6 protein-coding genes and 3 tRNA genes are annotated in these 7,612 nt (G+C 55.3%); 1 reads left to right on the top strand and 8 read right to left on the bottom strand.

Annotation, left to right across the window (positions count from 1 at the left end; all coding sequences use genetic code 11):
- Positions 1-253: 253 nt before the first annotated feature.
- From lnt to miaB, 5 genes are all read right to left on the bottom strand, one after another.
- Positions 254-1,792 carry an apolipoprotein N-acyltransferase gene (gene lnt / locus AK59_RS0104355; RefSeq protein ID WP_029882139.1) on the bottom strand — a complete coding sequence of 513 codons (1,539 nt, stop codon included), beginning with the start codon at positions 1,790-1,792 and terminating at the stop codon, positions 254-256.
- A 5-nt stretch (positions 1,793-1,797) separates the two neighbouring features.
- Positions 1,798-2,676 (bottom strand): CNNM family magnesium/cobalt transport protein CorC, encoded by an 879-nt coding sequence (gene corC, locus AK59_RS0104360; RefSeq protein WP_013097576.1) that lies wholly within the window; start codon positions 2,674-2,676, stop codon positions 1,798-1,800.
- 89 nt (positions 2,677-2,765) lie between these two features.
- Complete coding sequence (gene ybeY, locus AK59_RS0104365; protein WP_003858677.1) at positions 2,766-3,233, bottom strand: rRNA maturation RNase YbeY; 468 nt, start codon at positions 3,231-3,233, stop codon at positions 2,766-2,768.
- Positions 3,230-4,276 (bottom strand): PhoH family protein, encoded by a 1,047-nt coding sequence (locus tag AK59_RS0104370; protein WP_029882140.1) that lies wholly within the window; start codon positions 4,274-4,276, stop codon positions 3,230-3,232. The genes ybeY and AK59_RS0104370 overlap by 4 nt, the downstream gene beginning before the upstream one ends.
- Positions 4,277-4,439: 163 nt before the next feature.
- Positions 4,440-5,864 carry a tRNA (N6-isopentenyl adenosine(37)-C2)-methylthiotransferase MiaB gene (miaB, locus tag AK59_RS0104375; RefSeq protein WP_013097574.1) on the bottom strand — a complete coding sequence of 475 codons (1,425 nt, stop codon included), beginning with the start codon at positions 5,862-5,864 and terminating at the stop codon, positions 4,440-4,442.
- Between the two features lie 135 nt (positions 5,865-5,999).
- Between miaB and ubiF the strand changes: the two genes are divergently transcribed.
- Positions 6,000-7,175 (top strand): 3-demethoxyubiquinol 3-hydroxylase, encoded by a 1,176-nt coding sequence (gene ubiF / locus AK59_RS0104380; protein ID WP_029882141.1) that lies wholly within the window; start codon positions 6,000-6,002, stop codon positions 7,173-7,175.
- A 96-nt stretch (positions 7,176-7,271) separates the two neighbouring features.
- Here ubiF and AK59_RS0104385 read toward each other — a convergent pair.
- The 3 genes from AK59_RS0104385 to AK59_RS0104395 all read right to left on the bottom strand — a co-directional run bounded on the left by AK59_RS0104385 (position 7,272) and on the right by AK59_RS0104395 (position 7,573).
- Positions 7,272-7,346: transfer RNA gene (locus AK59_RS0104385), tRNA-Gln, on the bottom strand.
- 36 nt (positions 7,347-7,382) lie between these two features.
- A tRNA-Gln gene (locus AK59_RS0104390) sits at positions 7,383-7,457 on the bottom strand.
- Between the two features lie 39 nt (positions 7,458-7,496).
- Positions 7,497-7,573: transfer RNA gene (locus tag AK59_RS0104395), tRNA-Met, on the bottom strand.
- Positions 7,574-7,612 lie beyond the last annotated feature (39 nt).

Genomic DNA, 7,612 nt, shown 5'->3' on the forward strand with positions numbered 1-7,612 from the left:
TTTGCGAAGCGCGCCGCACCATTCCGAGGCAGAAATCTCTCGTTGCACCGTTTCGGTGCTACCGGCGATCTATGCTGGTGCGACAAGGTTGCACACGAAGCCAAACTGCGTTTACCTGAATAAACAAAGCAATAGGCGTGCCAGAATTGAAATTTGGGAGGGAACTGTCGAGTGGCGGCTACGCCTTACCCGACCGACGAAGCGAAATGTAGGCCGGGTAAGCGTCAGCGCCACCCGGCAACAGAAGGTAAGATTAGCGACGACGCTGACGAAGGCTCATCAGCACAGCCCCAAAGCCAAACAGGGCGGTCAGGATCCACAGCGGCCAGTTGCCGGTGCGGGCATATGGCGTCAGGCCGCTTGTCGGCGTGACTTTAGCCGTCAACACGTCGCGCGTAAACTGCGGGATCATGGCCTGAATTTCTCCTCGCGGTCCAATCACGGCGGTGATGCCATTGTTGGTGCTGCGCAACAGCGGACGCGCCAGCTCCAGTGAACGCATCCGCGCCATCTGGAAGTGCTGCCACGGACCAATCGACTTACCGAACCAGGCATCATTAGAGATAGTCAGCAGGAAGTCCGTATCCGGACGGAAGTTATCGCGCACCTGTTCACCGAGGATGATCTCGTAGCAAATGGCCGCCGTCAGGGCAAAGCCGTGTGCATGCAGCTGCGGCTGCACATACGGACCCCGACTGAAGGAGGACATTGGCAGGTCAAAGAACGGTGCCAGCGGACGCAGTATCGATTCCAGCGGAACAAACTCGCCAAACGGAACAAGGTGATTCTTGTTATACCGGTCAGTCGAGGTGTAGCTGTAGTCGCTGTCTTTGCCGAGCGTAATGATGGTGTTGTAGGTATCGTAGCGGTTCTGCTGATTCAGACGCGCATCCACAATCCCGGTGATCAGCGTACTGCCGCGCGCGCGCAGCAGATCGTTCATCATGTTGAGAAACGGCTGCTGGTTAATTTCCAGATCCGGAATGGCAGATTCAGGCCAGATGATCAGCTGTGATTTACCCATCACCTCTTCAGTGGCGTTGGCGTAAATTTTCAGCGTGTTCAGCAGCTCTTTTTCATCCCACTTCATCGCCTGCGGAATATTTCCCTGCACCATCGATACCTGTGTGGCGCGCTCTGGCATCAGGGTATACCACTGGATATAACGCAGCGGGAAGGGCAGAGCGAAAAGAACCAGCGCCACTACCAGTGGTTTCCAGTTACGCGTGACCAGCGCCAGCACCAGCAGGCCGCTCACCACCATCAGCAGGAAGTTAATGGCTTCAACGCCCATTACTGGCGCCAGACCTTTCAGCGGGCCGTCAATCTGGCTGTAGCCAAACTGCAGCCACGGGAAGCCGGTCAGCACCCAGCCGCGCAGAAACTCGGTGATCTGCCAGACCACGGGAGCCGCAATGGCAACGCGCAGCCAACTGGTTTTAGGCCACAGGCGGGAAAGAATGCCCGCAAACAGACCGGTGTAGAGCGAGAGATAGGCGGCCAGCAGAACCACAAGGAAGACGTTAACCGGCCCCGGCATACCCCCAAACTGGGCGATGCTGACGTAGACCCAGTTGATGCCGGATCCAAACAGCCCCAGCCCCCAGAAGTAGCCAATGGCTGCAGCCTGAACGGGACGACGATTCAGGGTTAACCCCTGTAACCCCATCAGGGAGAGAATGGCTGCAGGCCAGATATCGTAAGGAGAAAAAGCCAGCGTACCGCTGGCTCCGAGTAACAGCGCCAGCAGCAAACGGACGCGCTGGCGTTCAAGCAGTGGGGCAAATGCCATTTACATTAATCTTCCAGTTTTGGCACCGGTGAGTCGTCCGGCGTTCTGACATGAACCTGTATAATACGTCGGCTGTCGGCCATCGCCACTTTGAACTGGTAACCATCGATGTCAACGGTTTCGCCGCGGGCAGGAAGATGACCAAAGGCCTGCATCACCAGCCCACCAATGGTATCCACCTCTTCATCGCTGAAGTGGGTGCCGAAGGCGTCGTTGAAATCCTCAATGGAGGCCAGGGCGCGAACGGTCCACGTGTGGCGGCTAAGCTGACGGAAGTCGATATCTTCTTCTTCGTCATACTCGTCTTCGATCTCGCCCACGATCAGCTCAAGAATATCCTCGATCGTGACAAGGCCTGACACGCCGCCAAATTCATCAATCACAATCGCCATGTGGTAACGCTGGGAGCGAAACTCTTTCAGCATCCGATCCACACGTTTACTTTCCGGCACAACCACGGCCTGGCGTAACACTTTTTCCATGCTGAAGGCTTCGGCATCGCTGCGCATAAACGGCAGCAGATCTTTGGCCATCAAAATCCCTTCGATGTGATCTTTGTCTTCGCTGATGACCGGGAAACGGGAGTGAGCGGATTCGATAATCACATCGAGGCATTCATCGAGGCTCTGGTTACGTTTCAGGGTGATCATCTGCGAGCGGGGGATCATGATATCGCGAACGCGCTGGTCGGCGATGTCCATTACCCCTTCGAGCATTTCGCGCGTATCTTCGTCGATAAGATCGTTTTGCCCGGAATCACGAATCAGCTCCAGCAGTTCATCACGGTTTTTGGGCTCACCATGGAAAAGCTGGCTCAGAATGAGGGAGAAAAATCCCTTTTTACTGTTTGTCGTGTCGCTACTGTGTGAATTGTCGTCGCTCATGGCGTTTGTTAAGGGTTCTCTCGTCAGTTCAATGTTTACCGCCGCGCTATTTCCTTACGCGGCGGCATGTTAGTCAGTCGGTTGTCTGACTATTCTTTCTCGGCAATGTACGGATCCTCATAGCCCAGAGCAAGCATTATCTCTGTCTCAAGGGACTCCATCTCTTCCGCTTCGTCATCTTCAATATGATCGTAGCCCAGCAGGTGCAGGCTTCCATGGACAACCATATGCGCCCAGTGGGCCTCGAGCGGCTTTTGCTGCTCTTTGGCTTCCTGTTCCACCACCTGACGGCAGATGATCAGATCGCCGAGCAGCGGCATTTCAATACCCGGTGGGGCTTCGAACGGGAAAGAGAGCACGTTGGTTGGCTTATCTTTCCCGCGGTAGGTCAGGTTAAGCTCATGGCTTTCTGCTTCATCCACCAGGCGAATCGTGACTTCAGACTCTTCCTGAAACTGGGGGATAACAGCATCCAGCCATTTCTGAAACTGCGCCTCTTCTGGCATGCCGGAATTATCTTCACAGGCCAGCTGTAAATCGAGGATCACCTGACTCATTTCTGTTCTTGCTCCTGCGCTTCGCGCTTACGTTCTGCGGCCAGTTCGGCCTTACGCTTCTGATCGGCCTCTTCCCAGGCTTCATAGGCGTTAACGATACGCGCGACCACCGGGTGGCGTACCACGTCTTCACTGTGGAAGAAGTTAAAGCTGATTTCGTCCACCTCAGCCAGCACTTCGATGGCGTGGCGCAGGCCCGATTTGGTGCTGCGCGGCAGGTCAATCTGGGTGACGTCACCGGTGATAACCGCTTTCGAGTTGAAGCCGATACGCGTCAGGAACATCTTCATCTGTTCGATGGTGGTGTTCTGGCTCTCATCCAGAATAATGAACGCATCGTTAAGGGTACGGCCACGCATGTAGGCCAGCGGGGCGACTTCAATCACGTTACGCTCAATAAGTTTCTCAACTTTCTCAAAGCCCAGCATTTCGAACAGCGCGTCGTACAGGGGGCGCAGATAAGGATCCACCTTCTGACTCAGGTCCCCCGGCAGGAAGCCGAGTTTTTCACCTGCTTCAACCGCCGGGCGGGTCAGCAGAATACGGCGGATCTCCTGGCGCTCCAGCGCATCAACCGCAGCGGCGACGGCCAGATAGGTTTTACCTGTACCCGCCGGACCTACGCCGAAGGTGATGTCATGGTCGAGAATGTTGGCAATGTACTGCGCCTGGTTCGGTGTACGCGGCTTGATGACGCCACGTTTGGTCTTGATATTTATGGCTTTGCCATAGTCCGGCACGCTTTCTGCGCTGTGCTCAAGCACGCGCGCCTCTTTAATGGCGAGGTGAATTTGTTCCGGTTCGATATCCTGAATTTCGCCACGCATCGGGGCGGTATCAACATACAGGTTACGCAGGATGTCCGCAGCCGCATTGACGCAGATAGGGCGTCCGGTGAGTTTGAAATGATTATCGCGACGATTGATTTCGATACCCAGACGTCGCTCCAGTTGTTTGATGTTGTCATCAAACGGCCCGCACAGGCTCAGCAGGCGAGCGTTGTCTGCGGGCGTTAGGCTAATTTCAAGCGTGTCTATGTTCAAACTGTTCCTCTTTGATTGGTTAACTGGCCCGGCGCCCTCAGGCGTAATAAAACGGTCATTACCGAAATTATTCACGCCATGGAAAAAAGGCGCAAGCGTTGCGGAAGATATTGGGGACGTTGAGAGGAAATACAAGGCCTGCCGGGAAGGCAGGCCTGAAGGATTATGGCTGGTAAACCCGAACGCCAGAATCGTTTTCTTTACGCGTGCGGGAAATGACGGATTCAGGAGATTGCGCAATGCGCAGCCCCATCTCATCTTCGGTGCGCACCAGTTTTCCGCGCAGCGAGTTGGTCAGCACTTCCACAATCTCGACGTCCACAAATTTACCGATCATGTCCGGGGTGCCTTCGAAATTCACCACGCGGTTGTTTTCGGTACGGCCTGAGAGTTCCATGATGCTCTTACGGGAGGTGCCTTCCACCAGAATACGCTGCACGGTGCCGAGCATGCGCCGGCTCCAGGCGTTGGCCTGCTGGTTGATACGCTCCTGCAGAATATACAGACGCTGTTTTTTCTCTTCTTCCGGGACATCGTCAACCATATCGGCCGCCGGTGTGCCAGGGCGCGCAGAGAAAATAAAGCTGTAGCTGACGTCAAAATTCACTTCGCCGATGAGCTTCATGGTGCGCTCGAAGTCGTCAGCGGTTTCACCAGGGAAGCCAACGATAAAGTCGGAACTTATCTGGATGTCCGGACGCGCTTCACGCAGCTTACGAATGGTGGATTTGTACTCCAGCACCGTATGCGGACGCCCCATCAGGTTCAGTACGCGATCAGAGCCGCACTGAATCGGCAAATGCAGGAAGCTCACCAGCTCCGGCGTATCGCGGTAAACGTCGATAATATCGTCGGTGAATTCCATTGGATGGCTGGTGGTAAAGCGAATACGGTCGATACCGTCAATCGCAGCTACCAGGCGCAGCAGTTCAGCAAAGCTGCCGGTGGTGCCGTCGTAGTTTTCACCACGCCAGGCGTTCACGTTCTGCCCCAGCAGGTTCACTTCGCGTACGCCCTGTGCGGCAAGCTGTGCGATTTCAAACAGAATATCGTCTGCCGGGCGGCTCACTTCCTCACCACGGGTATAAGGCACCACGCAATAAGTGCAGTATTTGTTGCAGCCTTCCATGATTGAGACGAACGCGGTCGGGCCATCCGCACGCGGCTCGGGCAGACGGTCAAATTTTTCGATCTCCGGGAAGCTGACATCAACGACCGGGCTACGATCGCCGCGCACCTTGTTGATCATTTCCGGCAGGCGGTGCAGGGTCTGGGGGCCAAAGACAATATCCACATAGGGGGCTCTCTGACGAATCAGCTTACCTTCCTGCGACGCGACGCAGCCACCCACACCGATGATCAGGTCCGGATTTTTTCGTTTGAGAAGTTTCCAGCGACCTAAAACGTGAAAAACTTTTTCCTGCGCTTTTTCACGAATTGAGCAGGTATTCAGCAGCAGCACATCGGCTTCTTTCGCATTTTCAGTCAGCTGGTATCCGTGGGTGGTATCCAGCAGATCGGCCATCTTGGATGAATCGTATTCGTTCATCTGACAGCCCCAGGTTTTTATATGGAGTTTTTTAGTCATCGACTTGCTCAGCTCAGGATTGCAAGCCGTGTATTGTAATGCTTTGGTGGGGTTGTGACCAGTATGAAGGTTATGCGTCTCAGGACTGCAAAAATCCGGTAAACTTAAGGGATTCTCCAATAAGGAAAAGTGACCATGACACTCCAACACACCGAAATTGCCGTTGTCGGCGGCGGTATGGTCGGCGGCGCGCTGGCGCTGGGGCTGGCGCAGCAGGGATTTGAGGTAACGGTTATTGAGCAGGCGGCACCTGCTGAGTTTGACCCGACGGCAAAGCCGGATGTCCGCATTTCCGCCATCAGCGCGGCCTCTGTCGATCTGCTTCGCGGGCTGGGCGTCTGGGAGGCGGTGCTCGATATGCGGGCTCACCCTTATAGTCGCCTTGAAACCTGGGAATGGGAAAATGCCCACGTCGCGTTTGATGCCGCCGAGCTGAAGCTGCCGCGTCTGGGCTATATGGTGGAAAACAACGTCCTCCAGCGAGCGCTCTGGCAGGCGCTGGAGGCGCATCCGAAGGTGACGCTGCGTGTTCCTGCGTCGCTGAAGGCGCTGCATCCTCACAATAGCGGCTACACGCTGACGCTCGACAGCGGCGATGAACTGGCCGTGAAGCTGGTCATTGGGGCTGACGGTGCTCACTCGCAGGTCAGACAAATGGCGGGCATCGGTGTTCATGCCTGGCAGTATGAGCAATCCTGTATGCTGATCACCGTTCAGTGTGAAAATGCGCCGGGAGAGAGTACCTGGCAGCACTTTACCCCGAATGGTCCGCATGCCTTTTTACCGCTGTTCGATAACTGGGCATCGCTGGTGTGGTACGACAAACCGGCGCGCATTCGCCAGCTACAGGGGCTGTCAATGGAACAGTTGCAGCGTGAAATCCTGCAACACTTCCCGGCCCGTCTGGGACATATCACGCCGGTTGCCGCAGGGGCATTTCCCCTTACACGGCGCCATGCGCTGCAGTATGCCCGTGAAGGGCTGGCGCTGGTGGGCGATGCGGCGCACACCATTCATCCCCTGGCGGGGCAGGGCGTGAACCTCGGGTATCGTGACGTTGATGCTTTACTGGATGTGCTGGGCAATGCACGTGCGCATGCGGAAGCCTGGTCAAGCCATCATGTACTCAAGCGCTACCAGACGCGACGTATGGCGGATAACTTCATCATGCAGTCTGGGATGGATCTGTTCTATGCCGGTTTCAGCAATGATCTGGCCCCGGTGCGTATTCTGCGTAACATTGGATTGATGGCGGCGGAACGCGCCGGCGGCTTGAAGCGTCAGGCGCTTAAATACGCTCTGGGACTCTAATCTTTATTCCCTCTCCCCGTGGGAGAGGGCATCAGGCCGCACTATTCTGAGCAACAAAAACAAAAAAGCCCGCAGAGCGGGCTTGTTTGTTTTAAGTGGCTGGGGTGCAGGGATTCGAACCCCGGAATGCTGGTATCAGAAACCAGAGCCTTACCGCTTGGCGACACCCCAATTGCGTTAAACGTACTGCTTAACGACTTTTTAAATTGGCTGGGGTACGAGGATTCGAACCTCGGAATGCCGGAATCAGAATCCGGTGCCTTACCGCTTGGCGATACCCCAACAATTTTTTATTACCGAAACAGATCGATAATCTTAATATGGTGGCTACGACGGGATTCGAACCTGTGACCCCATCATTATGAGTGATGTGCTCTAACCAACTGAGCTACGTAGCCAGTACTGCGTTCTTCGATGGCTGGGGTACCTGGATTCGA

Source organism: Enterobacter sp. T1-1 (genome assembly GCF_000710795.1).
GTDB classification, from domain to species: Bacteria; Pseudomonadota; Gammaproteobacteria; order Enterobacterales; family Enterobacteriaceae; genus Enterobacter; species Enterobacter cloacae.

Excerpts from the sequence above, each read along its gene's own strand:
- lnt (WP_029882139.1), bottom strand. The coding sequence starts at position 1,792 with ATGGCATTTGCCCCACTGCTTGAACGCCAGCGCGTCCGTTTGCTGCTG.
- miaB (WP_013097574.1), bottom strand. The coding sequence starts at position 5,864 with ATGACTAAAAAACTCCATATAAAAACCTGGGGCTGTCAGATGAACGAA.
- corC (WP_013097576.1), bottom strand. The coding sequence starts at position 2,676 with ATGAGCGACGACAATTCACACAGTAGCGACACGACAAACAGTAAAAAG.
- ybeY (WP_003858677.1), bottom strand. The coding sequence starts at position 3,233 with ATGAGTCAGGTGATCCTCGATTTACAGCTGGCCTGTGAAGATAATTCC.
- ubiF (WP_029882141.1), top strand. The coding sequence starts at position 6,000 with ATGACACTCCAACACACCGAAATTGCCGTTGTCGGCGGCGGTATGGTC.